This is a genomic window from Mesorhizobium sp. SARCC-RB16n (genome assembly GCF_008520305.1).
Taxonomy (GTDB): domain Bacteria; phylum Pseudomonadota; class Alphaproteobacteria; order Rhizobiales; family Rhizobiaceae; genus Mesorhizobium.
In genome coordinates, this window is sequence record NZ_ML703256.1 from 170,223 (window position 1) to 195,549 (window position 25,327).

General features: G+C 63.1%; 24 protein-coding genes. 21 read left to right on the plus strand and 3 right to left on the minus strand.

All coding sequences use genetic code 11. The features are described from left to right. The first annotated feature begins 140 nt into the window (after positions 1 to 140). The 10 genes from C7I87_RS04220 to C7I87_RS04265 all read left to right on the plus strand — a co-directional run bounded on the left by C7I87_RS04220 (position 141) and on the right by C7I87_RS04265 (position 9,537). The gene (locus C7I87_RS04220; protein ID WP_149903170.1) at positions 141 to 977 is read left to right on the plus strand and encodes an alpha/beta fold hydrolase; all 837 of its coding nucleotides are present in this window, start codon (positions 141 to 143) and stop codon (positions 975 to 977) included. A 45-nt stretch (positions 978 to 1,022) separates the two neighbouring features. Next, positions 1,023 to 2,162, plus strand: coding sequence for an FAD-dependent oxidoreductase (locus C7I87_RS04225; RefSeq protein WP_149903016.1), 1,140 nt, complete (start codon positions 1,023 to 1,025; stop codon positions 2,160 to 2,162). 67 nt (positions 2,163 to 2,229) lie between these two features. After that, positions 2,230 to 2,820: an amino acid synthesis family protein gene (locus C7I87_RS04230; protein WP_149903017.1), complete on the plus strand. Its 591-nt coding sequence runs from the start codon at positions 2,230 to 2,232 to the stop codon at positions 2,818 to 2,820. 30 nt (positions 2,821 to 2,850) lie between these two features. Then, positions 2,851 to 3,309 carry a YbhB/YbcL family Raf kinase inhibitor-like protein gene (locus C7I87_RS04235; protein WP_149903018.1) on the plus strand — a complete coding sequence of 153 codons (459 nt, stop codon included), beginning with the start codon at positions 2,851 to 2,853 and terminating at the stop codon, positions 3,307 to 3,309. A gap of 36 nt (positions 3,310 to 3,345) precedes the next feature. After that, positions 3,346 to 4,104 (plus strand): class II aldolase/adducin family protein, encoded by a 759-nt coding sequence (locus C7I87_RS04240; protein WP_246696183.1) that lies wholly within the window; start codon positions 3,346 to 3,348, stop codon positions 4,102 to 4,104. Positions 4,105 to 4,218: 114 nt separating this feature from the next. Beyond that, positions 4,219 to 5,856 carry a GMC family oxidoreductase gene (locus C7I87_RS04245; protein WP_149903172.1) on the plus strand — a complete coding sequence of 546 codons (1,638 nt, stop codon included), beginning with the start codon at positions 4,219 to 4,221 and terminating at the stop codon, positions 5,854 to 5,856. Further along, positions 5,856 to 6,785 (plus strand): 5-formyl-3-hydroxy-2-methylpyridine 4-carboxylate 5-dehydrogenase, encoded by a 930-nt coding sequence (gene fhmpcd1, locus C7I87_RS04250; RefSeq protein WP_149903019.1) that lies wholly within the window; start codon positions 5,856 to 5,858, stop codon positions 6,783 to 6,785. Before C7I87_RS04245 ends, fhmpcd1 begins: the two co-directional genes overlap by 1 nt. Before the next feature lie 61 nt (positions 6,786 to 6,846). Beyond that, positions 6,847 to 7,677, plus strand: a complete 831-nt coding sequence (locus C7I87_RS04255) for an ABC transporter ATP-binding protein (RefSeq protein ID WP_149903020.1) — start codon at positions 6,847 to 6,849, stop codon at positions 7,675 to 7,677. Then, positions 7,674 to 8,489 carry an ABC transporter permease gene (locus C7I87_RS04260; RefSeq protein WP_149903021.1) on the plus strand — a complete coding sequence of 272 codons (816 nt, stop codon included), beginning with the start codon at positions 7,674 to 7,676 and terminating at the stop codon, positions 8,487 to 8,489. The genes C7I87_RS04255 and C7I87_RS04260 overlap by 4 nt, the downstream gene beginning before the upstream one ends. 37 nt (positions 8,490 to 8,526) lie before the next feature. After that, positions 8,527 to 9,537 carry an ABC transporter substrate-binding protein gene (locus C7I87_RS04265; protein WP_149903022.1) on the plus strand — a complete coding sequence of 337 codons (1,011 nt, stop codon included), beginning with the start codon at positions 8,527 to 8,529 and terminating at the stop codon, positions 9,535 to 9,537. 38 nt (positions 9,538 to 9,575) lie between these two features. Here the strand turns inward: C7I87_RS04265 and C7I87_RS04270 are convergent, their stop codons facing one another. Continuing rightward, entirely contained in the window at positions 9,576 to 10,001 is a 426-nt protein-coding gene (locus tag C7I87_RS04270; protein WP_149903023.1) for a hypothetical protein, read from the minus strand. A gap of 152 nt (positions 10,002 to 10,153) precedes the next feature. On the opposite strand from C7I87_RS04270, the gene C7I87_RS04275 reads away from it, so the two are divergent. The 7 genes from C7I87_RS04275 (at position 10,154) to C7I87_RS04305 (ending at position 17,651) form a co-directional block, all read left to right on the plus strand. Next, a complete protein-coding gene (locus C7I87_RS04275; RefSeq protein ID WP_246696184.1) occupies positions 10,154 to 11,128 on the plus strand; it encodes a putative B6 ABC transporter substrate-binding protein in 975 nt (324 codons plus the stop codon). A gap of 77 nt (positions 11,129 to 11,205) precedes the next feature. Next, positions 11,206 to 12,774 carry a putative B6 ABC transporter ATP-binding protein gene (locus C7I87_RS04280; RefSeq protein WP_149903025.1) on the plus strand — a complete coding sequence of 523 codons (1,569 nt, stop codon included), beginning with the start codon at positions 11,206 to 11,208 and terminating at the stop codon, positions 12,772 to 12,774. Beyond that, entirely contained in the window at positions 12,771 to 13,868 is a 1,098-nt protein-coding gene (locus C7I87_RS04285) for a putative B6 ABC transporter permease subunit 2 (protein WP_149903026.1), read from the plus strand. The genes C7I87_RS04280 and C7I87_RS04285 overlap by 4 nt, the downstream gene beginning before the upstream one ends. Before the next feature lie 3 nt (positions 13,869 to 13,871). Next, positions 13,872 to 14,807 (plus strand): putative B6 ABC transporter permease subunit 1, encoded by a 936-nt coding sequence (locus C7I87_RS04290; RefSeq protein WP_149903027.1) that lies wholly within the window; start codon positions 13,872 to 13,874, stop codon positions 14,805 to 14,807. Positions 14,808 to 14,855: 48 nt separating this feature from the next. Further along, on the plus strand, positions 14,856 to 15,662 hold the full coding sequence (locus C7I87_RS04295) for a 4-pyridoxolactonase (protein ID WP_149903028.1): 807 nt from the start codon (positions 14,856 to 14,858) through the stop codon (positions 15,660 to 15,662). 25 nt (positions 15,663 to 15,687) lie between these two features. Beyond that, positions 15,688 to 16,866, plus strand: coding sequence for a pyridoxamine--pyruvate transaminase (gene ppaT / locus C7I87_RS04300; RefSeq protein ID WP_149903029.1), 1,179 nt, complete (start codon positions 15,688 to 15,690; stop codon positions 16,864 to 16,866). A gap of 38 nt (positions 16,867 to 16,904) precedes the next feature. Next, positions 16,905 to 17,651, plus strand: coding sequence for a pyridoxal 4-dehydrogenase, SDR-type (locus C7I87_RS04305; protein ID WP_149903030.1), 747 nt, complete (start codon positions 16,905 to 16,907; stop codon positions 17,649 to 17,651). A gap of 897 nt (positions 17,652 to 18,548) precedes the next feature. Here C7I87_RS04305 and C7I87_RS04310 read toward each other — a convergent pair. Continuing rightward, entirely contained in the window at positions 18,549 to 19,859 is a 1,311-nt protein-coding gene (locus tag C7I87_RS04310) for an Nramp family divalent metal transporter (protein ID WP_149903031.1), read from the minus strand. 544 nt (positions 19,860 to 20,403) lie between these two features. Next, on the minus strand, positions 20,404 to 21,078 hold the full coding sequence (locus C7I87_RS04315; protein WP_149903032.1) for a GntR family transcriptional regulator: 675 nt from the start codon (positions 21,076 to 21,078) through the stop codon (positions 20,404 to 20,406). 312 nt (positions 21,079 to 21,390) lie between these two features. Between C7I87_RS04315 and C7I87_RS04320 the strand changes: the two genes are divergently transcribed. From C7I87_RS04320 to C7I87_RS04335, 4 genes are read left to right on the plus strand one after another with little or no spacing between them, the layout of a single operon-like run. After that, positions 21,391 to 22,518, plus strand: coding sequence for a BMP family ABC transporter substrate-binding protein (locus C7I87_RS04320; protein WP_149903033.1), 1,128 nt, complete (start codon positions 21,391 to 21,393; stop codon positions 22,516 to 22,518). Between the two features lie 45 nt (positions 22,519 to 22,563). Further along, positions 22,564 to 23,679 (plus strand): ABC transporter permease, encoded by a 1,116-nt coding sequence (locus C7I87_RS04325; protein ID WP_246696187.1) that lies wholly within the window; start codon positions 22,564 to 22,566, stop codon positions 23,677 to 23,679. Next, the gene (locus C7I87_RS04330) at positions 23,679 to 24,605 is read left to right on the plus strand and encodes an ABC transporter permease (protein WP_149903035.1); all 927 of its coding nucleotides are present in this window, start codon (positions 23,679 to 23,681) and stop codon (positions 24,603 to 24,605) included. The genes C7I87_RS04325 and C7I87_RS04330 overlap by 1 nt, the downstream gene beginning before the upstream one ends. Then, positions 24,602 to 25,321 carry a biuret amidohydrolase gene (locus C7I87_RS04335; protein ID WP_149903036.1) on the plus strand — a complete coding sequence of 240 codons (720 nt, stop codon included), beginning with the start codon at positions 24,602 to 24,604 and terminating at the stop codon, positions 25,319 to 25,321. The genes C7I87_RS04330 and C7I87_RS04335 overlap by 4 nt, the downstream gene beginning before the upstream one ends. Positions 25,322 to 25,327 lie beyond the last annotated feature (6 nt).

Below are 25,327 nucleotides of genomic sequence, written 5' to 3' on the forward strand. Positions count from 1 at the left end.
CTTCGGAAGCAGCATACGCCACGCCGTAAAAAATAGCCAGATTGTCAAATCTGAAGATTGCAAGAATGTCAGACAATCCGCTTGACGTCCCCGTGGCTGTATGATCCTTTTGAAGGAGACGGGCAGTGATGGTGAGGATCATGGACATGACGGCGGAGATAAGCTGCGACCAATTTGGCTCGCGACGCGTCGATGCCGATCGCATTGCCTTGAATGTGCGCGAGGGGGGTAACGGCCCGTTGATGCTGTTTTTCCATGGCATAACGTCCAACTCCGCGGTCTTCACGCCGTTGATGGCTCGGCTCTCGGATCGCTTCACGACCGTGGCCGTCGACCAGAGAGGGCATGGCCTCAGCGACAAGCCGGAAAGCGGCTACCAGGCGAATGACTATGCTGACGACATTGCCGGCCTGATCCGCACGCTCGACCGCGGCCCTGCCATCCTCATCGGACATTCGCTTGGCGCGAGAAATTCCGTCACGGCCGCAATGAGATATCCGGAACTGGTGCGGTCGGTCGTCGCAATCGACTTCACGCCTTACATCGAGACCGAGGCGCTTGATGCGCTGGAAGCCCGCGTGAACGCGGGAAGCCAGCTTTTCGAGGGTATCGATGCCGTCGAATCCTATCTTGCCGGCCGTTATCCAAACATTCCCGCCGCCGCCATCAGGATCAGGGCCGAAAGCGCCTATCATCGGGTCGACGGCGGCCTGCGGCCATTGGCGTCGCCCGCAGCCATGGCCCAGACAGCCAAGGGCCTGCGATCGGACCTGGTGCCTGCCTATCGGGACGTGACGAAGCCCGTTCTCATCGTTCGGGGTGAGGCGAGCAAATTGGTTTCGGCGGCGGCGCTGGCAAAAACATGCCGGCTGCGGCCCGATCTGCCCGTGGTCGTCGTCCCGGGCGCCGACCATTACGTCAACGAGGTAGCTCCCGAGATCACGCTGAAAGCCATCACGAATTTCATCGACGCCTGACGGCCCCAGCACGCCGTCTTCTTGTACGCAGCATCAGGATAGAAAATGGCCAATGTAAACAAAACCCAGGGTAAGGCGCGCCGTGCCGAGGTCGCTGGCGGCGGCTTTGCCGGCCTGACAGCCGCCATCGCTCTGAGGCAGAACGGTTGGGACGTCAGGCTGCACGAAAAGAGCTCGGAGCTCCGGGCATTCGGCGCGGGTATCTATCTCTGGCACAATGGCCTTCGCGTGCTCGAAGGACTGGGCACCCTGGATGATGTTCTCCAGGGCTCCCATACGCCTCCGACCTACGAGACCTGGATGCATAACAAGTCCGTTTCCAAGGAGACGTTCAACGGTCTTCCCTGGCGCATCATGACCCGGAGCCACCTGCACGATGCCCTGGTCAACCGCGCCCGTGCGCTGGGTGTCGACATATCAGTCAACTCCGAAGCGGTCGCCGCCGATCCGGAAGGCCGCCTGACTCTTCAGACCGGAGAGGTTCTCGAGGCCGACTTGATCGTCGGTGCCGACGGCGTTGGCTCCAAGGTCAGGGATTCCATCGGCTTCAAACAGGACCGGTGGGTTTCGAAAGATGGTCTCATCCGGCTGATCGTGCCTCGCAAGAAGAAGGAACTCGGTTACGGCGAGTGGGACAACACCATAGACATGTGGAATTTCTGGCCGCGCGTTCAACGAATACTCTACTCGCCCTGCAACGAAAATGAGCTCTATCTCGGCCTCATGGCTCCAGCCGCCGATCCCCGCGGGTCGCAGGTTCCGATAGACCTCGATGTTTGGGTCGAGATGTTCCCCTTTCTCGAACCGTGCCTGATCGAGGCGGCGAAGCTGAAAACCGCAAGGTACGACAAGTACGAGACGACCAAGCTGGATAGCTGGACAAGAGGCAAGGTCGCCCTTGTGGGCGATGCCGCGCATGCGATGTGCCCGGCTCTTGCTCAGGGCGCTGGTTGCGCGATGGTCAATGCGTTTAGCCTGTCGCAAGACCTGGAGGCGGGCTCTTCGGTCGAAGATGCACTCGTCGCGTGGGAGAAGCGCATTCGCCCCATCACCGATCGCTGCCAGGCCCTGTCCGGCGACTATGCGGCGAACCGCTCGCTGTCGAAGGGGAACATGTTCACGCCGGCGGCCCTGGAAGCAGCCCGCTACGACCCGCTGCGCCGCGTCTACTCATGGCCGCAGTAGCGCCGGACAAGCCGGTCAACGAATTAATCGGCGCGCGCGCAAGCAGCGCTCCCTTCAGGAGATAAAGATGAACTATTCCAGTGAAGTCGAACGGGACTACGATGTCAGGGGTTGGTACGCCTCGGTCCAGGAAAGCCGGCATGACGGCGGCCAGCCTGGCGACACCCTCGTCAAAGTCGCGACAGGCGTCGTCATACGCAATCCGTTCGCCGGAAAGTTCGTCGCGGAATTGTCCGAGCTGACGGATCCGAGCTCAGCCATCGGTCATGCGCTCGGTGAGCGGGCCGTGGCGCTGCTCGGCAACAGGCCGGTCGAAAGCTATGGCAAGGGCGGTATCGCGGGTACATCAGGCGAACAGGAACATGTCGTCGCCTGCATCACCACGGTGTTCGGAGATCCGCTGCGGCAGCAGGTCGGGGGCGGCAAGGCCTGGATTTCGTCGGTCAGCAAGGTCGCCGCCGCCGGCACATCCATCGATATCCCGCTTGCCCACAAGGACGAGCTCTACATCCGTTCCCACTATGATGCCGTCACGTTTTCCGTGCCGGACGGCCCACGCCCCGATGAGCTTTTGATCTGCGTCGCCGTCGCATCGGGTCCGCGCGTGCATCAGCGCGTCGGCGGCAAAACCGTCGCCGACCTCAAGGCCGGTGTCTAGTTCGATCGAAATTGGCGAAGGACGAATTCCATGCCCCTGAACATCAAGGACCTCAAGATCACTTCGGCGGATTTCAAGCCGCTCGGGAAATTGCGCGACGAGCATGCCGGCGACAAGGGCAACGTATTGCCCAGGCTTACGGTCAGCGGCGTCCCGGCAGGCACGAAGGAGCTCGCGGTCATCTGCCATGATCCCGACGCGCCCTTGCCCAACGGCTTCACGCACTGGGTCGTCTACGGCATCGATCCGTCGACCACCGATCTTTCGGACGCGCAGGAAAAGTTTCGCGTCGGGCCCAACGGCGCCGGCGGCAAGCAGTATTACGGGCCTCAGCCGCCCGCTGGCCATGGAGAGCATCACTACTACTTCTGGGTCTATGCCCTGGACACGAAGGTCGAAGGGACACCCACCAGGGAGGAGTTCCTCCAGAAATATGCCGGAAACATCATCGAGCAAAATCGGATCGTCGGCATCTACGAAAACAAGTGAAATCCGCGGCCTCGGCGACCGATAACAAGAACAAAAATGGTCGCCATCGCCGCGCAATGGGAGAATTTGGAAATGAAAGACAACAGCCCGGCGCGCCAGACGGTCTTCGAAGAGCTGGTCACAGCGACGAAGATCCTTCTGAACGAAGGCATTCTGGACACGTTCGGACACATCAGCGCCCGTGACCCCGACGATCCCGAAAGCTTCTTTCTGGCCCAGAAGCTTGCTCCGAGCCTTATAACCGTCGGTGACATCCAGCGTTTCAATCTCGACGGCGAGACGTCGGATAACAGACCCTCCTATCTTGAGCGCTACATCCACAGCGAGATCTACAAGGCGCGGCCCGACGTTCAGTGTGTGCTCCACACCCATTCTCCGGCCGTCCTGCCGTACTGCTTCGTCGATACGCCGCTTCGGCCGGTCACCCACATGGGAGCTTTCATCGGCGAGTCAGTCCCGGTCTACGAGATTCGCGACAAGAATGGCGACGAGACGGATCTCTTCGGCGGCAGCTCCGGGGTCTGCGCTGATATCGCCGAAAGTCTCGGCAACCAGACCGTGGTCCTCATGGCACGGCATGGCGTCGTCAATGTCGGCAACTCCGTGCGGGAGGTCGTCTTCCGCGCCTTCTATCTCGAGCAGGAAGCGGCAGCGCTCACGGCCGGCCTGCAGATCGGCAATATCAAATATCTGTCGCCGGGCGAGATAAAGACGGCGGGAAAACTCGTCGGTGCCCAGATCGATCGAGGATGGAATCACTGGTCGCAGCGTCTGAGAGAGGCCGGCCTGGCCTAGTGCCGGCCGCCTTGAGGAATACCTGGTCCATCCGGGTCTGGGCCGGGATGGTCCAGGCTCAGTTTCAATAGTTCCCTGGCGCAGGAGCGCCGGATCAAGGCAATGAAACGCACCATGCCGCACGCGGAAAGTTACGACTACATCATCGTTGGGGCCGGATCGGCCGGCTGCGTGCTGGCCAACCGGTTGAGCGCTGACCCGGCATGTTCGGTGCTGTTGCTCGAGGCCGGCGGCTGGGACCGCGACCCCATGATCCACATACCGCTTGGCTGGGGAAAAATCCTGACCGAGCGCCGCCACGACTGGATGTATTTCTGCGAGCCGGAGGACAATGTCGGCGGACGCAGGGTCGAGTGCGCCCGCGGCAAGGTGATCGGCGGGTCGTCGTCGACCAACGCCATGGCCTATGTGCGGGGAAATCGCGGCGATTACGACCGTTGGGCGGCCAGCGGGCTCCAAGACTGGTCGTACGAGAAGGTCCTGCCTTATTTCCGGAAGCAGGAAAGCTGGGAAGGGGGCGCGAACCACTTTCGTGGTGGCAAGGGTCCGGTCAGCACCCAGTTGTGCCGCTACAAGGACACGCTGATCGACGCCTTCGCGCAAGCCAGCGTGGAGGCAGGGTATCCACAAACGGACGACTACAATGGTGAGCGGCAGGAAGGATTCGGTCGCCTCCAGATGACGATTTCGAAAGGTCGGCGCAGCTCGACCGCGTCCGCCTATCTGCGGCCGGTCTTGAAGCGGCCCAATTTGACCGTCCTGACCGGAGCGACGGCGACGAAGATCACCCTGGAGGGCAGGCGCGCCACCGGGGTGGTTGTGAACCATGGCGGCGGCGAACGGACGGTCGTCGCCCGCAAGGAGGTCCTGCTCTCGGGCGGCGTCATCAACACGCCGCAACTCCTGATGCTGTCCGGCATCGGGGCGCCGGAGGAGCTCGCGACGCACGGTATCCAGACGCGGGTCGACCTGCCGGCGGTCGGCAAGAACCTGCAGGATCACGTCTCGGTCATCCTCATGTACCGACGCCGGGCTCCGGGCGGCCCTTTCCTTCGCAACATGCGTGCCGATCGGATCGGGTTGGATTTCGCCAAGACCTACTTCACGGGACGGGGTTTTTCCGGCGATGTCCCCGGCGGGGTTGTCGCCTTCCTGAAAAGCGGTCCGGCGCGGCCGTTGCCGGATGTGCAACTGCTGTTCACGGCGGCTCCGCTCGCCGCGTGGCCGTACCTCAAGCCGTTCAAGGCGCCGTTCCCGGACGGTTTCGCCACGCGGATCGTGGCGACGCAGCCTGAAAGCCGGGGTGAGGTGAAACTGGCCTCGGCCGATCCTCTCGCGGCACCGCTGATCCACCAGAATTTCCTCGCCTCGCCGAAGGACTGGGAGTCCCTTCGCGCCGGTTTCCGGGTGGCCAGGGATCTCGCGGCGCAGCCTTCCATGCGGCCCTTTATCGAGGCGGAGTTCTTTCCCGGCCCGAATTGCCAGAGCGACGACGAGATCGACGAGCATATCCGCAAGACCTCGATCACCGTGCACCATCCGGCAGGGACCTGCCGGATGGGCGCCGACGCGGCCTCCGTCGTCGACCCGCAATTGCGACTTCGCGGCGTCGACGGGCTGAGGGTGGTGGACGCGTCCGTCATGCCCGACCTGGTCTGCGGAAACATCAACGCGGCGGTCATCATGATTGCCGAGAAGGCCGCCGACCTCATCGCGGCATCAAAAGCAGCAACGGAAAGCAGGGCAGCGTGATGATCCAGCGTATCGCCATCATCGGTCTGGGTACGATGGGACCAGGCATGGCCGCCCGGCTCGCCAGGGGTGGCTTGCAGGTGACCGCCTACGATGTTGCCCCGGCAGCTATCGAGCGCGCAGGGTCAATGCTGAGCACGGCCGGGTCCGTGCTCGATGCCCTGGGTATCGCGGCCCCGCCGGCGGGTGCCGGAACGGTTCGCTTCACGGATGACATCGGCGACGCGGTATCCGGTGCCGATCTCGTCATCGAGAACGTTCCTGAAAACATCTCGATCAAGGCCGATGTCTATCGCACGATCGACAGCCTCATAGCATCGGACACGATCGTCGCATCCGACACCTCGGGCATCCCGATCACCAAGCTGCAAGCGCATATCTCGCATCCCGAGCGGATGGTGGGCATGCACTGGTCGAACCCGCCGCACATCATCCCGATGATCGAGGTGATCGCCGGCGAGAAGACGGCGCCGCAGACCGTGGCTGTTATCCGCGACCTGATCCGCTCGATCGGCCTCTTGCCGGTGGTGGTGAAGAAGGACGTTCCGGGCTTCGTCGAAAACCGCGTGCTCTATGCGCTGCTGCGCGAGGCGGTCGATCTTGTCGAGCGCGGTGTCATCGAGCCGGAAGATCTCGACACCTGCGTTTCCTGGGGCATCGGCTACAAGATCGCCGTGGTCGGGCCGATGGCGCTGCTGGATATGGCGGGCCTCGATATCTACAAGTCCGTCTCGTCCTTCCTCAACGCCGATCTCTCCAATCGCGACGACGTTGCGCCGATGGTGCTGGAAAAGACGAACGCGTCGAAGCTCGGCATCAAGTCGGGGGAGGGCATGTTCTCCTACACGCCCGAGCAGATAAAGGCGCTGCAAGGCGAACGCGCGCGCAAGCTCGTCGCGGTGCGACGCATCCTGGAGGGCCGGGAGTAGCCAATGACACATCGTGCTCACAAGGCCGGTCGGATTGGGGCACCGCATGGAGGGCCAAGCCATGCGTGTTGAGACCATTCGGGCAGCCGGCGGCCGGCCGGCCCATATCCGCCACGACGACCTGATCTCCGCCAAGGGCGTTTCGGTGGTCATGGCCAGGCAACTGGTTCTGCAGAATATAGATCTGTCGGTACCGAAGGGATCGTTTGTTTCTCTCATCGGTCCTTCCGGTTGCGGCAAGAGCACCTTGCTCAAGGTTCTGGCCGGGCTTGTAAATCCGACAAGCGGCAGCGTTTCGATCGCCGGGCTTTCGCCGGTCGAGGCGGCGCGCAAGCGCATGATCGGCCTCGTCTTCCAGGACGCCAACCTGCTTCCCTGGAAGAATGCGGTCGACAATGCATCCATGCTGCTCGGCATCGCCGACAAGTCATTGTCGCGCACGGATTTGCGGGCACGCGGACAGGAGATGCTTGAACTGGTGGGGCTTGGCGACAGCGCCCACAAGCGTCCAAACGAATTGTCGGGCGGCATGCGCCAGCGCGTCGCCATCGCGCGGGCCTTGGCGCTCGATCCCGCGGTGCTGCTGATGGACGAGCCGTTCGGCGCGCTCGATGCCATTACCCGCGATTCGATGGGTCAGTCGCTGCTGGAGATCTGGCAGCGCACCGGCAAGACCATCGTTCTTGTCACCCACTCCATCGACGAGGCCATTCACCTGTCCCGCCATGTCCATGTGCTGGGGATCAAGCCCGGCCGGATCACCGAGAGCCTCGACATTGGTCTGCCCTATCCACGCGACCTGTCGGTGACGGAAGATCCGGAGTTCGTCAGGCTGGTGGTTCAACTGCGCACGATGCTGCGCGCCAGCCACCAACCGGGAGGCGCGTCATGAGCGATCAACCTGTCACAAATGTCCCTGACTCACGGCTTGGCTCAAGCTGGGTGGCCGCGACCGGCAGCTGGCTCCCGGCGGTCATACTTCTGCTGGCGACGATCGTCGTGTGGGAAGCCGTGGTGCGGATTTTCGCCATCTCCGCCTTCATTATTCCCGCCCCGTCCGAGATCGCGCAGTCGCTGGTCGCGCAATGGGCAACGCTGATGCAGGCGACATTGGTGACGGCAGGCGAGATCCTGTTCGGGTTCCTTGTCTCCGTCGTGGTCGGCGTTGCCATTGCGCTGGTCATTGTGCGCTTCGACTGGCTGGGGCGAGCGCTTTATCCGCTGGTGGTGCTGTTCCAGAACGTACCCAAAGTGGCGCTGGCGCCGATCTTCATTCTCTGGTTCGGCTATGGGCTCGCGCCCAAGATCGGCCTGATCCTGGTCATCGCCTTCTTCCCGGTGACGTTGTCGATGCTGGCCGGCATGCAGTCGGTCGACCGCTCGCTGCTGTCGTTGATGAATTCGGTCGGCGCGAGCCCGACGCAGATCCTGTTCAGGATCCGCGTTCCGCATTCGCTGCCGAACCTGATGGCGGGGACCAAGATCGCGGCCACGCTGAGCGTGATCGGCGCCATCGTCGGCGAATTCGCCGGGGCCTCGGACGGGCTGGGCTACGTCATCCAGTTCGCCTCGACCCAGCTCGACACTGCGCTGGTCTTCGCGGCGCTGCTGCTCGTCTCCGTGCTCGGCATAGCCTTCTACTACGCGGCCGAAATCCTCGAACGCATCGTGGTGCCTTGGGCACCCAAATTCAGCCAGGCCTAGGCCTCTCGATCAACCACCGACAATAAAGGGAACAAAAATGCTGAGACGCTCACTTATCAAGGTAGCCACGCTTGCGGCGTTTGCCGGCGCCCTTGGCTTCCCCGGCATGGCGCTGGCGGCGGACAGGGTCACTGTCCAGCTCGACTGGGTGGTGCGCGGCAACCACGCCATGTTCTTCGTCGGCAAGGAAAAAGGCTTCTTCGCCAAGAACGACATCGACGTCGCCGAAATCCGCAAGGGTTCGGGTTCGCCGGATGCTATGCGGTTGGTGGGCAATGAGAACGCGGATTTCGGTTTCGGCGATCTCCCCACGCTCGCCGTCGCGCGCTCGCAGAACGTTCCCGTGGTGGCGGTGGCCGCCGTCAACCAGCACTCGCCGCTGGCGATCATGTCGCTCGCCAAGACGGTGAAGCTCACCAAGCCGGCTGATCTCAAGGGACTGACCATCGGCATTCATCCGGCGGGCTCGACCTACATCTTCTTCAAGGGCTTCCTGGCGGCCAATGGCCTGACCGAGAAGGACATGACGCTGAACAGCGTCTCGCCGCCCTATGAAAGCTATCTGCTTCTCGGCCGGGTCCAGACGGTGGTCGGCTATGTCGACGCCGAGGTTCCCGAACTGGAGGCCAAGGCAGGCGGTCCCGGGTCGCTCAGCATCATGATGGGCGCGGACCATGGCTGGAAGGCTTATGGCTCCGGCCTGTTCACTTCGGAGAAGATGATCAAGGACAAGCCGGACGTCGTCGCCCGCTTCGTCAAGGCATACAGGGAGGCCTTCGACTACGTGGTGGCGCACCCCGAAGAGGCCGCCGAGATCACGGCCAAGGCCGCCCCTGGTTACGCGGACAAGAAGGATGTGCTGCTGGCGCAGATCAACGCCGATATCGCGTCGACCTTCACCAGCCCGGACACCAAGGAACACGGCCTCGGCTGGATGACGAAGACGCAGTGGGAGGAAACGCTGAAGACGCTCACCGATCAGGGCGTGCTCAAGGTGGCCCTGTCGGCGGGCGATGTCTTCACCGACACGTTCCTGGCCAACAAGTAAGAGGCGTGCGGTGTTGGGGCGGGCAAGTCGATGAGCGCCTACCGGCAGACCAGACTGTCCTGCTCCAGGCCGCAAGACAAGGTGCGCTCGCCTTTCGCCGCATCGGCACGGTCGAGAGTGATCTGCACGCGGGTGGCATATGCGCGGCCCGACAGACCGCACCATAGCCGCTCGACCGGCAGGTTCTCGTGTTTGTCGTTGAGGATGGTGAAGGTGGCGGTCTTGGGGTCGAACCAGAGTTCGACGCGAGCGCTCTTGCCCGGTTCTATCGTCGCGATCCCTTCTGAATACCAGTGGGCAAAGTCGGCGTTGCAGGACACGCCTTCCTTGCCCGCATTCGAAATCGTCAATGGCACCATGGCGAGCCCCTCAGTGCCCTTGCGGACAATCACCTGGTGCAACTCAACCGCGTCGGCGAGGGATGTGAACGCCAACATCACGGGGAGGACATAACGGATTTTCACTTTGCCTGAGCTCCATGGGTAGTTTTCTCAGGCAGTCTATCTCGCTCATGCGCAATAACAACAAAAATATGATTGGGAAATCAAACAGAGAGGGTAACATGTTAAAGATCCTTAAGAGCAGCGTAAGTGCATTTATACTGTGTGGCGTCTTGATGGGCGGCGCGTTTGCCGGCGAAATCAAGTCGATCGCCATACTGACGCCCGAAGAAGGCACGGACTATGGCTGGAACCAGCAGGGCATCGACGCCGCCAAGGCAGCCGGCAAGGCAGCCGGTGTCGAGGTGGTCGTGGCCCAGGGTCTCGGCTATGGCGATGTCCGTCCGACACTGCGCGAGCTCGCGTCCGACGGCGCCAGCCTGCTGATCGCCCACGCCAGCGGCTACAACACCTCGGCGCCCGAAATCGCCAAGGAACTGAAGGTTCCGGTGGCGATCGTCGACACGCCGAACGGTCTTGAGAAGGGCCTCGTCGCCGACTACACACTGAGCGGTCATCAGGGCGCCTATCTGGCCGGCCGTCTCGCCGCCAAGATGTCGCGCTCGAAATCTGTCGGCATCGTCGTCTCCGGCGAACCGCCATCGTGGAACTCGCAGTCGGCGGCGTTCGCGCAGGGCGTGAAGGCGGAGAACCCGGACGTCAAGATCACCTATGCGGTGATCGGGCCGGCCGCCTACAGTGATGCCGCCGGCGGCAAGCGCGTCACCGAAAGCGTTATCGCCTCGGGCGCCGACATCATTTTCGGCCAGGGCAACGGCTCCAGTTTCGGCATGCTGCAGGCGGTCGAGAGGACCAAGGCGGCTGACGGTGGTAAGGTCTATTTCATCGACGTCATCGGCGACAAGTCGCCGATCGACAAGGGCTTCCTGCTGTCGTCGGTGGTGTGGAACATCGAACCGGTCTACGCTGCGATGATCGCCGACCTGAAGGCCGATACGTTCGGTACCAAGCACTATTCGATCGGCCTCAAGGACGATTCGGTGAAGCTGCTGAAGACCGCCGCCATCCCCGACAAGGTCTGGGGTGAAATCCAGGCGCTGCGCGAGGACGTCATTTCCGGCAAGATCAAGGTCGATCCGGTCTATGACGCGGCCGCCGTCAGGGCGCTGATGACAAGCGTCGCCCAGTAAGGCGATCAAAAGTCGGCTGCCGGAGGGGCGATCGGTTCGCTCCTCCGGATCATTCCCGTTTCCAGTGCTGGGCTTTCATGAGCAATCTTTCTTCATCGCCCGTCGACAGCCGCGACATCGTCGCGCTTGAAGGCGTGACCAAACGCTTTCCCGGCATTGTCGCCAACGACAGCATCGACCTGTCGATCCGCCCTGGCGAGGTGCATGTGCTGCTCGGTGAGAACGGCGCGGGAAAATCCACCTTGATCGGCATGCTGTCCGGCCTGCAGCAGCCGGACGAGGGGCGCATCCTTGTCGACGGCAGACCGACGCCGATCACGTCGCCGCGCCATGCGCTGGCGCTTGGCATCGGAACGGTGTTCCAGCACATGATGCTGGTGCCCACCCTGACGGTCGCCGAGAACCTGCTTCTTGGCGGGTCCTGGTGGCAGCGCCCCAGGACTGATGAGCTCGAGGCCCGCGTGGCCGAGATCACCGGGAGCCTCGGCATCACGGTGAAACTGCATGCCAAGGTTTCGGAACTTTCGCTGGGTGAGCAGCAGCAGGTCGAAATCCTGCGCGCCATGGTGCGCAACAGCCGGCTGCTGATCCTCGACGAATCCACCTCGATGCTGACGCCGAAGGGCATCGAGGAACTTGGTGCGCTGATGCGCCGCCTCGTCGAGCAAGGATTGGCGATCGTCTTCATCACCCACAAGCTCAAGGAGGCAGCCGCCTTCGGCGACCGCATCTCGGTTCTCAAGCTTGGCCGCAAGGTTAGAGAGATACCGCCCGAGCGGTTTGCCGCGCTCGGCGAACAGGAGATCATTTCCGAGATCGTGGAGTTGATGTTCGGCAAGCAGAAGGACGATCCCGAAGCGGTCGAACGCCCGGCCCGCGCAGTCGATGCGCAAGCCGCGCCCCTGCTTCAGGTCGCGGGTCTCACGGTCGCGCCGACCGACAACGCGCCCGGCCTGTCGTCGATCTCCTTCGACATCCGTCCAGGCGAGATACTCGGCATCGCGGGAATTGATGGCAACGGCCAGAAGCAACTGGCTGAGGCCTTGGCCGGCCAGCGCGTGGCGACAGGCGGCTTGGTCCGGCTGGCGGGCACCGCCATCGAGGCCCTGAGCGTCGGCGAACGCCGCCAGCGCGGCCTTCGCTACCTGACCGACGACCGGCTGGGCGAAGGTACGGTGGGCATGTTCCCAGTCTCCATCAACTTCTTCCTCAAGCAGGTCGGGGCGGCGCCCTTCTGGCGCAGCGGCGTCGAGCAACGCGCCGAGATCGACAGGCGCGCCGCCGAGCTCGTGCGCGAGTACGATGTGCGCACACCAAGCCTGAAGACGCCCGTTGCGCGGCTTTCGGGGGGCAACATCCAGAAGGTGCTGCTGGCGCGGGAACTGGCCGAAGGCGCGAAGGTGGTGATCTTCAACAAGCCAACCTATGGGCTCGATCTCGCCAATACGCTGGCCTCGCGCCAGCGCATCCGCGACACGGCGGCGCGTGGCCTCGCCGTGCTGTTGATCTCCACCGACCTCGAGGAACTGCTGAGCATGTGCGATCGTATCGCCGTCATTGCCAATGGCTCGCTGGTCGGCACCGTCGCGAATGCCGACGACGCCCGCACCAGGGTCGGCCGCCTGATGATCGGACTTGCCGCATGAGCATCGACACCGCACCCGCTGCCGGCGCCACCGCACTCGATGTCACGAGCGCCGGCGCTACGCGGCGCGACGTGATGCACCGGCTGCTGATGACCCTTGGTCCGATCCTTGCCGCTCTCGTCATCGCTGGTTGTATCCTGCTTGCCGTCGGTGTCGACCCGCTCGCCTATTATGGCTACGTGCTGGAGAAAGGCCTGTTCTCGCCGCTTGGCATCCAGCAGACGCTGACGCGCATGGCGCCGCTGCTGTTTCTCGCCGCCGGCTTGATCGTCGCCTTTCGCGCCGGCATGTGGAACCTGGGCGGCGACGGCCAGTTCCTGCTTGGCGCCGTCACGGCCGCCGCCAGCGCTCCCGTTCTGGTGCAGGTCATGCCGTCCTGGCTGGCGCTCTTCTGTTCCTTCCTGATCGCCATGGTGGTGGCCATGATCTGGTCGCTGGTGCCGGCGCTGCTGCGCGCCTATCAGGGTGTCAACGAGATCATCACCACGCTGATGATGACGTTCCTCGGCACCTCGTTCGCCAATGTGCTGGTCAAGCTGGTGTTCCGCGATCCCGGCACCACCGTGCCGCAGACCCGCACGCTGCCGGTGGAAGACCGGCTGCCGCGCCTGTTTGAAACCACCATCACCAGTGGCCTGCTGCTCGGCCTGGCAGCGATCATCATCGTCCATCTGGTGATGACACGAACGGCATTCGGGCTGAAATTGCGGATTGTCGGCGCCAATCCGCGCGCCGCGGTTCATGCGGGGTTGGGCGTGCCCGGCCTGACGATTGCCGTCTTTGCCATTTCCGCCGGGCTCGCGGGCCTTGCCGGCGCTGTCGACATCATCGGCGTGCAAGGCAATGTTCGCGCCGACTGGAACCCCGCCTATGGGCTGGCGGTCATTCCGGCCGTCTTTCTCGCCCGCATGAACGGCTTTGCCGCGATAGGCTTCGTATTCCTGCTTTCGGTGCTGTCGATCGGCGGCGAGAGCGCGGCGCGGCGGCTTGGCGTGCCCAATCACTTCACCCTAGTGCTGGTCTCCATCGTGCTGATCGTGCTCGCCTTGGCCGAGTATGTCGACCACCGCTATCATCAGTCGAGAAAGGCTTAGGGCATGACCGGGCTCTTCAGCGAAGTCTTTCTCAGCGCGTTGCTGTTTGGCGCCGTCACCGCCGCCATTCCGCTGCTGCTTGCCGGCCTCGGGGAACAGATGTCGGAAAAGGCCGGCGTGCTCAACATCGGCATCGAAGGCATGATGCTGGCCGGCGCCTATCTCGGCTTCGTCGGCGCATTCTATTCGGGATCGCTGTGGCTGGGCTTCCTCACCGGCGCTGCCGGCGGCATCGCTGTGGCGCTGGTCATGGCACTGCTTTGCGTGCGCATCGGGCTGAACCAGATCGTCATCGGCATCGCACTGACGCTTGGTCTCGAAGGCCTGACGGCGCTGCTTCACCATTTCCAGTTCTCGCGCAGCTATCCTCGCCTGCCGGCGGCGGACGCAACCGTCATTCCGCTGCTGTCGAACATTCCGGTGATCGGCCCGGCCTTCTTCAAGCACCATTTGATCGTCTATCTGGCGGTCGCCCTAGTGTTCGGCATGAGCTACCTCTACCGGCGCACGCAACTCGGCCTCAACCTACAGGCCGCCGGCGATAAGCCGGCCGCGCTCGACGTTGCCGGTATCGACGTCATCAGGACCCGCACCATCGCCGTGCTGACGACCGGCGCGCTGGCCGGGCTCGGCGGCGCGTATCTCGCCAATGTCGGGGCGGGGCTGTTCATACCGTTCATCACCAACGGCGCCGGCTTCCTCGGCATCGTGCTGGCCATGCTGGCGCGCGGGCGTCCGGTCTGGGTACTGTTCGGCGCGCTTTTGTTCGGTGTCTGCCTGTCGCTCACCACGGCCATGCAGGTGGCGGGCATCAACATCCCGACCGACGTCATCCAGATGCTGCCGTTCCTGGCGGTGATGATCATGCTGGTGCTGTTCGGCCGGCGAGCCAGCCTGCCGGCAGCACTGGGCATTCCATACGAGCGCGGCGCGCGCTGACAGAAACCAGATGCGCGGATGGGACCCGCGCCAGAAACGGAGGCAACAATGTCGGATACCAAGGTCTACCTGCTCGACGGCGGCTCGCTCGTCCTCGACGGCTATCATGTGTTCTGGAATCGCGGCCCGGGCGGCGAAGTGCGCTTCCCCGTCTATTCGATCCTGATCGAGCATGCCGAGGGCCGCTTCCTCATCGACACCGGCTACGACTACGACCACGTCATGAAGGTGCTGCCCTTCGAGAAGCCGATCCAGGAAAAGCACCAGACAATTCCGGGCGCGCTGGCGTTGCTCGGGCTTGAGCCGAAGGACATCGACGTCGTCGTCAACTCGCACTTCCATTTCGACCATTGCGGCGGCAACAAGTATTTTCCGCACGCCAAGAAGATCTGCCACCGCACGGAGGTACCGCAGGCCTGCAATCCGCAGCCGTTCGAACATCTGGGTTACTCGGACCTGAGCTTCTCGGCCGAGGCCGCCGAAGCGCGCGGCGTGACCGCGCAGCTGCTGGCGGGTACGACGCGCGCCAACTCGACGTTCGAGGGAATAGACGGCGATGTCGAGCTTGCCAAAGGCGTCAGGCTGATCTCGACCCCCGGCCATTCGATCGGCCATTACAGTCTCTTGGTCGAGTTTCCCAAGCGCAAGCCGATCATGTTCACGATCGACGCCGCCTACACGCAGAAGAGCCTGGAAACCCTATGCCAGGCCGCCTTTCATATCGACCCGGTCGCGGGCGTCAATTCGATGCGCAAGGTGAAGAAACTTGCCGAGGATCACGGCGCCGAGCTGATGTACTCGCACGACATGGACAACTTCAAGACCTACAAAACCGGCACGCAGTTCTACGGCTGATTGCCGCCAATCCGGAGACAAGACCATGCGCTATCTCGAACACGCCGATCCGGTCATCACCCTGACCGCGGGACCGGTGAATGCCTACGCCGAGGTGCTGCGTGGCCTCGGCCGCACCGTGCTCTACGATTACGACCCGGCCTTCCAGCTCTTCTACGAAAAGGTCGTCGACAAGGCCCAAAAGGCGATGCGGCTTTCCAACAAGCCTGTCATCCTGCACGGCGAGCCGGTGCTGGGGCTGGAGGCGGCGGCAGCGTCGCTGATCACGCCCGACGATGTCGTGCTCAACCTCGCCTCCGGTGTCTACGGCAAGGGCTTCGGCTATTGGGCGAAACGCTATTCGCCGCATCTGCTCGAAATCGAAGTGCGCTACAACGAGGCGGTCGAGCTGCAGGCAGTTGCCGACATGCTGAAGGCGCATCCGGAAATCACTGTCGTCTCCGTCTGCCATCACGACACCCCGTCGGGCACGATCAACCCGATCGATGCCATCGGCGCGCTGGTGTCGGCGCATGGCAGCTACCTGATCGTCGATGCCGTCTCGTCTTTCGGTGGCATGAAGACGCATCCGGAGGACTGCAAGGCCGACATCTATGTCACGGGCCCGAACAAATGCCTGGGAGCGCCTCCAGGCCTGACGATGATGGGCGTCAGCGAGAGGGCCTGGGCCAAGATGAAGGCCAATCCCCTGGCGCCACGCGCGTCGATGCTGAGCATTGTCGACTGGGAAAACGCCTGGTCGCGCGAGAAGCCGTTCCCATTCACGCCCTCGGTCTCGGAGATCAACGGGCTCGATGTGGCGCTCGACCTCTATCTCAACGAGGGGCCGGAAGCAGTGTGGGCACGTCACGCGCTGACGGCACGGGCCATGCGAGCGGGAGTCACGGCCATGGGCCTGTCGATCTGGGCCGCCAACGACAAGATCGCGTCGCCGACCACGACCGCTGTTCGCACGCCCGAAGGTGTCGACGAGAAAGCAGTTCGCCAGGCAGCCCGCGCTCGCTACGGCGTGGTGTTTTCGTCGGGTCGCGGCGAAACCTTGGGCAGGCTGACGCGCATCGGTCACATGGGTCCGACGGCGCAGCCGATCTATGCGATCGCGGCGCTGACGGCGCTTGGCGGCGCCATGAATGCGGCAGGCCAGAAGCTTGCGGTCGGCAAGGGCATCGACGCGGCGCTGGCCGTGATCGACGCCGACGCCTGAACAGACATCATAAGATTACGCATCGAGGGAGATATTTCATGACTGAACGGCTTGCGGGAAAGACGGCGCTGGTGACGGGCGCCGCACAGGGCATCGGTAAGGCGATCGCGGCACGGCTGGCGGCCGACGGCGCGACCGTCATCGTCAGCGACATCAATGCCGAGGGCGCGAAGGTCGCGGCCGCCGCGATCGGCGGCAAGGCGAAGGCTGTCGCCGCCGATATTGCGGATCCGGCTTCGGTCAAGGCGCTGTTTGCGGAAATACAGGCGCTCACCGGCGGCGTCGACATCCTGGTCAACAATGCCAGCATCGTGCCGTTCGTCGCCTGGGACGATGTCGACCTCGACCATTGGCGCAAGATCATCGACGTCAACCTGACAGGGACCTTCATTGTCACCCGCGCGGCGACGGACCAGATGCGGGCGGCGGGCAAGGCCGGACGCGTGATCAGCATCGCCTCCAATACCTTCTTCGCCGGTACACCGAACATGGCGGCCTATGTCGCGGCCAAGGGCGGCGTCATCGGCTTCACCCGGGCGCTGGCGACCGAGCTTGGCAAGTACAACATCACCGCGAACGCGGTGACGCCGGGCCTGATCGAGAGCGATGGCGTCAAGGCGAGCCCGCACAACGAGGCGTTCGGCTTCGTCGAGATGCTGCAGGCGATGAAGGGCAAGGGCCAACCCGAACACATCGCCGATGTCGTGTCGTTCCTGGCGAGCGAGGACGCCCGCTGGATCACCGGCCAGACGCTGAATGTCGACGCCGGGATGATCAGGCACTAATGCATGTCGCCCGGAAGTGTCCTCGGTTCCGGATAACGACATTCATAAAATCAGAAGCTTACGGCAGGTCGGGCGAATTCTATTCGCCGCGACATGCTGTAGGGGCAATCGACAAATCGACAATCACAGCCGGTGGTGTGCGAGGGGATGGCTCCCCGCCCAAAGCAATGTGGATCGACTCGAACGAAGGCGGCGCCTTCAACACTCGTTCGACAGGCTGAGCCGAGCGGACAGACCCCGGCTGGAAATCGCAGCCCGGTGCGGTTCGGAGTGAAAGTCGCTGTTACGCAATTAACGGATCGTTGACCGCGCTGTCCTATTCTGAGACAGCGCGGTCTAACCCCAACCGGACTGCGCAGGCGGCTCCGGCAACACAGCCCCCGCCGCACTGTCGGAGCCGCCACCACACTCTAGCCTGAAAAATACCAGCAATGGTTGAATCAACCGTTACTGCAGTTGTTGCAAATGGAGCGAAACGGCTATCCCACCTTCTTGCCGCCTCCACCTAAAGCGCGTCACGTCGAAACGGATTCATGCGACGCGCTTTAGGTCTTTGTCTTTATGCATGTCGTCTTCCCAAAACCGAGGTCACTTTTGGGCGACATGCATAGCCGGAACTGCGCGCCCCCAAAATGTGGCGTCCTCAGGAGGCAACAAGGGTGCCGAGCCTACCTGAGCCCCTTTTCCCTGGGGCGCACGCTGCAAGTGGCGATCACCACAACGTTCGAAGTCTGCTTCGCGATCCCCGCCAGAGGGTCGGCCGCCTTTTCCCTCGCCAACCAACTGTGGAAAAAACTGTCGGTTGAAGCATGCGGGCTTTGATCACTTTGGCGCCGAACAGCTAGCCGATGGGCCCGAAGGCGGGGATAAGCCACTCGCCATTCCGATCGGGCCATTTCAAAAGGCCCATTGCAGCGCGAGGCCGACCACGGACAGTCCCATTGCTGTCGTCGCGAGCCATCCAAGAAAGCGTAGCCAACCCTCAATGGGGAATTCGCCCATGATGTCGGAGCGCCCGGTCATCAGCATCATGACGACCATGACGGGGACGGCGCATATGCCGTTGATGACAGCGCTCCAGTAAAGCGCCTTGATGGGATCGATCGGCGTGAGCATGATCCCCATTCCCAGCACCACGGCGGCGGCCAAGGTCGCATAGAATGCCATCGCTTCCTTCGGCTTGCGCTCCAGTCCCACTGGCCAGCGGCTTGCCTCGCCCACGGCGAATGCGGCCGAGCCTGCGAGAACCGGCACCGCGAGAAGGCCGGTGCCGATGATCCCCATTGCAAAGATTGCAAAGGCGAATTTGCCCGCGACCGGCTCCAGCGCCTTGGCCGCATCGGTGGAGGAATTGATGTCAGTCACTCCGGCCTTGTGCAGCGTGGCGGCGGTTGTGACGATGATTGCGATGGCTATCAGGTTCGAAAAAGCCATGCCCACCAAAGTGTCGGCGCGAATGCGCTGGAACGCACCCGACGCCTGCCACGGTGCCCACTTCAGCGGCTTGGCCTTCGGGTCGATCGTTTCCTCTTCGACCTCCTGCGACGCTTGCCAGAAGAACAGGTAGGGAGAAATCGTGGTGCCGAGTATGGCCAGAAGCGTCGTGAAGAACGCACGGTTCCATTCCATGTGCGGAAGAACGACCCCCTTCAGGGCCTCGCCCCATGGGATATCAGCCAGAAACGCGGCGACCACGTAGGCAAAGAGGCTCAGCGTTGTCCATTTCAGGACCATGACGTACCGGTTGTAGTCGAGAAAGACGATCGCCAAAACGCACGCCACGCCGAATGCAACGACGTAAAGCGAGCTTGGGCCGCCCACCAGCAGTCGCAGCGCGTCAGCCATCGCGCTCAGGTCCGCCCCGATGTTGATCACGTTGGCGGCGAACAACAGCAAGGCTACAAAATACATCAGGGAAGACGGGTAGTGTCGGGAGAGATTGCCGGAGATACCTCGACCTGTCGTCCGGCCTATCCGCGCCGCTATTTCCTGGATCGCGGCCATGAGCGGAAAAGTGAAGACCATGGTCCAGCCGACATTGAATCCCAGCTGGGCGCCCGCCTGGCTGTACGTACCGATGCCGGAAGGATCGTCGTCCGAAGCGCCTGTGATGAAACCGGGTCCGATCGTGCGCAGGAATCGCTGGATTGGCCCTTTTGCCCGAATGTCGCTCTGTTTTTCAGAGATTTCGGCGCTTATGTCGTTCATGCAGGAGCTCCAGAAACGCGGTCCCTTCGATATATCCGCTTGAAGCAAAATTCAGCGATCGCCGTTCGGTTCCTTTAGTTGTCGCTGAAACGTCGTCGGTATCTGGTCGCGGAGGTGGTGCTTCCTTGCTGGCGACATGACATTTCCGCGCAGGTCGGTTTCCACGAGACGTCTCTCGCTGAGGTCGAGGCGGCGCAACACTATCCTGGTGGGCACGCTGGCCAGAACAGCCGCTATGGCCGCCGAGGATGACGATTACATTTCGAAGGGCCTGCCCATCGGCATGGATGTGCCGCGCATTGGTCGGCACCGTTTGCACGGAGATAGCCAGCTTGGGCCAAATGACTTCTAATCGCAGTTTGGTGAGACTGGTAGCGGGAGAGCGCTACCGCCTTTCCCCACATTCAGAAACCCCGCGATATTTCTTGCGGTGCTGGGCATGACAGCACCGTTTTCAGGGGGGTGCCTCAACCTGATTCGAATACGCTGCTACGATGCCATGAGCGCGCAGTGGCGGGTGGAACCGTTTCTTCTCGAGAGGTCTTTAAGAGTGTAGCGGCGCGGCTCGCGCATGGTCGTCAACGACAAACACGGCGCTCGCTTCGCTGACGATGGACACGTGTTCCCTGGCGGCTTTGCCGGCAGCAGCGCCATCGCCACGCAAGATCGCGGTGACGATGGCGTCATGCTCCTGCCAGGATTTCGCCAGGCGTCCGGCCAGCCGGAACTGGGCGCGGCGAAAGGGGGCCAGCCGGCTGCGCGTCGTCGCAGTCAACTCGTAGATGTGCGTGCTGTGGGCACCGCGATAGAGCCGGCTGTGGAATTCGGTGTTGAAGTACTCATAGTCTTCCTCGGCACCCAGCCGCACCAGCCGCGCCGACGCCTGATGCTCGGTCTCGAGCGCGCGGCGCTCGTTGCCGGTCATGCGCTCGGCGCAGAAGCGCGCGCATATGCCTTCCAGCTCGGCCATGCTTTCGAACATCGAGGCGAGGTGCTCCTGCGTGACGACGGCGACGATGGCGCCCCTGTTGGGCCGCCGCTCGACGAGGCCCATGGCGCTGAGTTGGCCAAGCGCCTCGCGCACCGGCGTGCGTGAAACCTCGAAGCGGGCGGCAAGCGAGACCTCGTCGAGTTTTTCGCCGGGACGCAGCACGCCGGTGACGATGCGGTCGCCGATCGCCCTCACCATCTGATCGACGGTCGTGCCCGCCCGGATCAAGCTGCGCTTTCCCGACAAAACTGCTTCGCCTCCCCTGCTTCGGTGTTCCAGGATCCCTGAATCCTGCGGCCGAACGGCACCATCCCGACTCGGCCGGACCCTCTATGCCTGTGTTTTAATCTGCCTGTCAAATTGTCTGTTTTCAAGGCAAAAAGTGCATGCAATTGCCTTTCGCTTGTGCATGGTTCCTCACGACGATCATTGATTTTATTGTGAAATTACGACACTCGAATTGGCATGACGATTGCATGCACTTTTCTTGAGAGGGCGTTAACCGACCCGGAAAGGGTCCTACAGGGGAGCATAAGAGAGATGACCGACAGATTCATGCTTAGCCGTCGCCAGTTGCTCAAGACCTCCGCCGCTGGAGCAGCATTAGGGCTTGCCTCCGCAGCCTTTCCCGTCAGCAAGGCATTCGCCGCTGCCGCCACCGTCGGCTTCATCTATGTCGGGCCGAAGGACGACTACGGGTACAACCAGGCGCATGCCGAGGGTGCCGCAGCGTTGAAGGGCATCGAGGGTATCACCGTCGTCGAGGAGGAGAACGTGCCGGAGACGGTCGATGTCCAGAAGACGATGGAATCGATGATCAACCTCGACGGCGCCTCGCTAATCTTCCCGACCTCGTTCGGCTATTTCGATCCGCACATGCTGGCCATGTGCAAGAAGTTCCCCGACGTCCAGTTCCGCCATTGCGGCGGCATGTGGGACAAGACCAAGCATCCGATGAACGCCGGTTCCTATTTTGGTTACATCGGCATGGGCCAGTATCTCAACGGCGTCGTCGCCGGCCACACCTCGAAGACCAAGAAGCTCGGTTTCGTCGCGGCCAAACCCATTCCGCAAGTGCTGCTTAACATCAACTCCTTCCTGCTCGGCGCGCGTTCGGTCGATCCGGCCATCACCTGCCAGGTCATCTTCACGGGCGAGTGGTCGCTGGCGGTCAAGGAGGCGGAAGCAACCAACGCCCTGGTCGACCAGGGCGCCGATGTCATCACCTGCCATGTCGACAGCCCGAAAGTGGTGGTCGAGACGGCGGCCGGACGCGGAGCCTTCGTCTGCGGCTACCACGCCAACCAGAGCCCGCTGGCGCCCGAGAAATACCTGACCGGCGCCGAATGGAACTGGGCCAAGGTCTACAAGATGTTCGTCGACGACCTGGTCGCCGGCACGCCGCTGCCCAACTTCACCCGCGGCGGACTGGCCGACGGCTTCGTCAAGATGAGCCCGCTCGGCCCCGCCGTCGGCGAGGCGGCGCACAAGCAGTTCGATGCCACGCTGGCCGAAATGATGAAGGGCGGTTTCTCCGTCATCAAGGGCCCGCTGAAGAGCAACAAGGGCGCTGTCGTCGCCACTGAGGGCCAGGCGTTCCCGGAAACCGCGATCGAGCTTGAAAGCATGGACTATCTGGTCGAGGGCGTCGTCGGCTCGACCGCCTGATCTGAGGGGGATGGGGCGATGACGGATACGGTGACAGGGGCCGGCATGCCGACGCTGTTAGGCGCCAGGGGCTATCCGGCGGCGCTGGAATGGATCGCGCGGCGGGCAGAGACGTTCGTCATTCCGCTCGCGGCGCTGATCGTCGGCATGGCGCTGTTCAGCCTGTTCATCGCCCTGGTCGGCAAGTCGCCGGTCCTGCTCTACGAGACCATGTGGCGCGGCGGCTTCGGCTCGTGGTTCTCGATCCAGAACTCGCTGTCGCGGGCCGCACCGCTGTTGCTGGCGGCGCTTTGCGTGGCATTGCCGGCGCGGCTGGGCCTCGTCGTCATCGGCGGCGAGGGCGCGATCGTGCTCGGCGGCGTCGGTGCCGCGGCCATCGGCGTGGCGCTCAGCGGCGCGCCTTCCTTCATCGTCATTCTTGCCATGGGCGTGGCGGGCATGGCCGCCGGCGGCATCTGGATCGGTGCCGTCGGCGCGCTACGCCACTACCGGGCCGTGAACGAAACGATCTCCAGCCTGCTGATGGCCTACATCGCCATCGCGCTGATGAACCAGCTGGTGGAAGGGCCGCTGCGCGATCCGGCCTCGCTCAACAAGCCGTCGACCCAGCCGTTGGCGGACATCTACCGCATCGGCAATATTCCGGGCATGGACGTGCATTGGGGACTGGTTGTCGGCGTCGTCGCCTGCATCCTCTCTTGGGTGGTCATCGAAAAGACCCGCTGGGGCTTTGCCGCGCGCATCGCCGGCGGCAATGTGCGGGCAGCGCAAGTGCAAGGGCTGGCCGTCGGACCACTTATCGTCGGGTTCACCGCACTTGCCGGCGGCTTCGCGGGGCTGGCGGGCATGCTGGAAGTCGCCGCCGTGCAAGGCAGCGCCAACGCCTCGCTCGCCGCCGGCTACGGTTACACCGGCATTCTCGTGGCCTTCCTCGCCCGCCACAATCCGCTGGCCATCATTCCGGTCGCTATCCTGCTTGGCGGCATCGATGCCTCGGGCGGGCTGATCCAGCGCCGCATGGACCTGCCCGACGCCACCGTTCTGGTGCTGCAGGGCATGATCTTCATCGTCATCCTGTTCAGCGAAACCCTTTACGGCCGCTTCAAGGCCTTCAATCCCGATCTTTGGAAGAGGCCCGATCTCTCGAGGGGGACTGCCTGATGGACGCGACCGAGGTCGGGCTCTGGGGCGTGCCTCTGGCCATTCTGGGCGGCGCCATCCGCGTCTCGACGCCCTTCATCTTCGTCTCGCTGGGCGAGGCGATCACCGAGCGTTCCGGCCGCATTAATCTCGGGCTCGAAGGCACGCTCGTCTTCGGCGCCATGGCGGCCTATGCGGTCGCGGTGATGACCAACTCGCCCTGGCTCGGCCTGATCGCCGCCGCCGGCGCGGGCCTGTGCTTCGGCCTGTTCCATGGCTGGATCTGCAAATTCCCGAAGGTCAACGACATCGCCATCGGCATCGCGCTGATGCTGTTCGGCTCAGGTCTCGCCTTCTTCTTCGGCAAGCCGTTCATCAAGCCGAAGGCGCCCAATCTGCCGGCCATTCCCTTCGGCGGCTGGTCCGACATTCCGCAGGTGCAGGCGGCGCTCGACGTGAACGTGCTGTTCCTCATCGGGGCGGTGCTGTCGGTCATCCTGTGGTGGGCGTTCCGCAACACGCGCGCCGGGCTGATCGTGCGCGTCGTCGGCGACAGTTCGGACGCGGCCCGCGCCATGGGCCTCGACCCCGATACGGTGCGGCTGCTGGCCACCGGCGTTGGTGGTGCCCTGGCCGGCATCGGTGGCGCCTATCTGTCACTCTACTATCCTGGCAGCTGGACCGAACGCATTTCCTCGGGCCAGGGCCTGATGGCGGTGGCGCTGGTCATCTTCGCGCGCTGGAACCCGCTCGGCTGTTTTGCCGCCGCCCTTCTGTTCGGCGGGGCGGGCGCGCTCGGCCCGGCGCTGCAATCGGTCGGCGTGACGCAGGGCTACTATCTGTTCTATGCCGCCCCCTATATCCTCACCCTCATCATCATGATCGCCACCTCGTCGCCGACACGCTCGCTTGCCGGTGCGCCGGGCGAACTGTCGATCACAAAATGACTGGAGTTTTGCCTGTGAACGCCAGAGCCGAAATCACCCAGCACACGATCGACGCAGAGCCCTATCCGTGGCCCTACAATGGCGATCTGCGGCCCGACAACACGGCGCTGATCATCATCGACATGCAGACCGATTTCTGCGGGCCGGGCGGCTATGTCGACCATATGGGCTACGACCTGTCGCTGGTGCGGGCGCCGATCGAACCGATCAAGGCCGTGCTCTCGGTGATGCGGGCCAAGGGCTACACCATCATCCACACGCGCGAGGGACATCGGCCCGATCTCGCCGACCTACCGGCCAACAAGCGCTGGCGCTCGCGCCGCATCAATGCCGGCATCGGCGACCCAGGTCCGTGCGGGCGCATCCTGGTGCGCGGCGAGCCGGGCTGGGACATCATCCCCGACCTCTATCCGATCGAGGGCGAGCCGATAATCGACAAGCCGGGCAAGGGCTCGTTCTGCGCCACCGACCTGGAACTGATCCTCAACCAGCGCGGGATCGAAAACATCGTGCTCACCGGTATCACCACGGATGTCTGCGTGCACACCACCATGCGCGAGGCCAATGACCGCGGCTATGAATGCATGATGCTGGAGGATTGCTGCGGGGCGACCGACCACGGCAACCATATGGCGGCGATCAAGATGATCAAGATGCAGGGCGGCGTCTTCGGCACTGTGTCGAATTCGAAGGCGCTCGTCGCGCAGCTGCCGTGAGGAGGG

Excerpts from the sequence above, each read along its gene's own strand:
- C7I87_RS04220 (WP_149903170.1), top strand. The coding sequence starts at position 141 with ATGGACATGACGGCGGAGATAAGCTGCGACCAATTTGGCTCGCGACGC.
- C7I87_RS04225 (WP_149903016.1), top strand. The coding sequence starts at position 1,023 with ATGGCCAATGTAAACAAAACCCAGGGTAAGGCGCGCCGTGCCGAGGTC.
- C7I87_RS04230 (WP_149903017.1), top strand. The coding sequence starts at position 2,230 with ATGAACTATTCCAGTGAAGTCGAACGGGACTACGATGTCAGGGGTTGG.
- C7I87_RS04235 (WP_149903018.1), top strand. The coding sequence starts at position 2,851 with ATGCCCCTGAACATCAAGGACCTCAAGATCACTTCGGCGGATTTCAAG.
- C7I87_RS04240 (WP_246696183.1), top strand. The coding sequence starts at position 3,346 with ATGGTCGCCATCGCCGCGCAATGGGAGAATTTGGAAATGAAAGACAAC.
- C7I87_RS04245 (WP_149903172.1), top strand. The coding sequence starts at position 4,219 with ATGCCGCACGCGGAAAGTTACGACTACATCATCGTTGGGGCCGGATCG.
- fhmpcd1 (WP_149903019.1), top strand. The coding sequence starts at position 5,856 with ATGATCCAGCGTATCGCCATCATCGGTCTGGGTACGATGGGACCAGGC.
- C7I87_RS04255 (WP_149903020.1), top strand. The coding sequence starts at position 6,847 with ATGCGTGTTGAGACCATTCGGGCAGCCGGCGGCCGGCCGGCCCATATC.
- C7I87_RS04260 (WP_149903021.1), top strand. The coding sequence starts at position 7,674 with ATGAGCGATCAACCTGTCACAAATGTCCCTGACTCACGGCTTGGCTCA.
- C7I87_RS04265 (WP_149903022.1), top strand. The coding sequence starts at position 8,527 with ATGCTGAGACGCTCACTTATCAAGGTAGCCACGCTTGCGGCGTTTGCC.
- C7I87_RS04275 (WP_246696184.1), top strand. The coding sequence starts at position 10,154 with ATGGGCGGCGCGTTTGCCGGCGAAATCAAGTCGATCGCCATACTGACG.
- C7I87_RS04280 (WP_149903025.1), top strand. The coding sequence starts at position 11,206 with ATGAGCAATCTTTCTTCATCGCCCGTCGACAGCCGCGACATCGTCGCG.
- C7I87_RS04285 (WP_149903026.1), top strand. The coding sequence starts at position 12,771 with ATGAGCATCGACACCGCACCCGCTGCCGGCGCCACCGCACTCGATGTC.
- C7I87_RS04290 (WP_149903027.1), top strand. The coding sequence starts at position 13,872 with ATGACCGGGCTCTTCAGCGAAGTCTTTCTCAGCGCGTTGCTGTTTGGC.
- C7I87_RS04295 (WP_149903028.1), top strand. The coding sequence starts at position 14,856 with ATGTCGGATACCAAGGTCTACCTGCTCGACGGCGGCTCGCTCGTCCTC.
- ppaT (WP_149903029.1), top strand. The coding sequence starts at position 15,688 with ATGCGCTATCTCGAACACGCCGATCCGGTCATCACCCTGACCGCGGGA.
- C7I87_RS04305 (WP_149903030.1), top strand. The coding sequence starts at position 16,905 with ATGACTGAACGGCTTGCGGGAAAGACGGCGCTGGTGACGGGCGCCGCA.
- C7I87_RS04310 (WP_149903031.1), bottom strand. The coding sequence starts at position 19,859 with ATGAACGACATAAGCGCCGAAATCTCTGAAAAACAGAGCGACATTCGG.
- C7I87_RS04320 (WP_149903033.1), top strand. The coding sequence starts at position 21,391 with ATGACCGACAGATTCATGCTTAGCCGTCGCCAGTTGCTCAAGACCTCC.
- C7I87_RS04325 (WP_246696187.1), top strand. The coding sequence starts at position 22,564 with ATGCCGACGCTGTTAGGCGCCAGGGGCTATCCGGCGGCGCTGGAATGG.
- C7I87_RS04330 (WP_149903035.1), top strand. The coding sequence starts at position 23,679 with ATGGACGCGACCGAGGTCGGGCTCTGGGGCGTGCCTCTGGCCATTCTG.
- C7I87_RS04335 (WP_149903036.1), top strand. The coding sequence starts at position 24,602 with ATGACTGGAGTTTTGCCTGTGAACGCCAGAGCCGAAATCACCCAGCAC.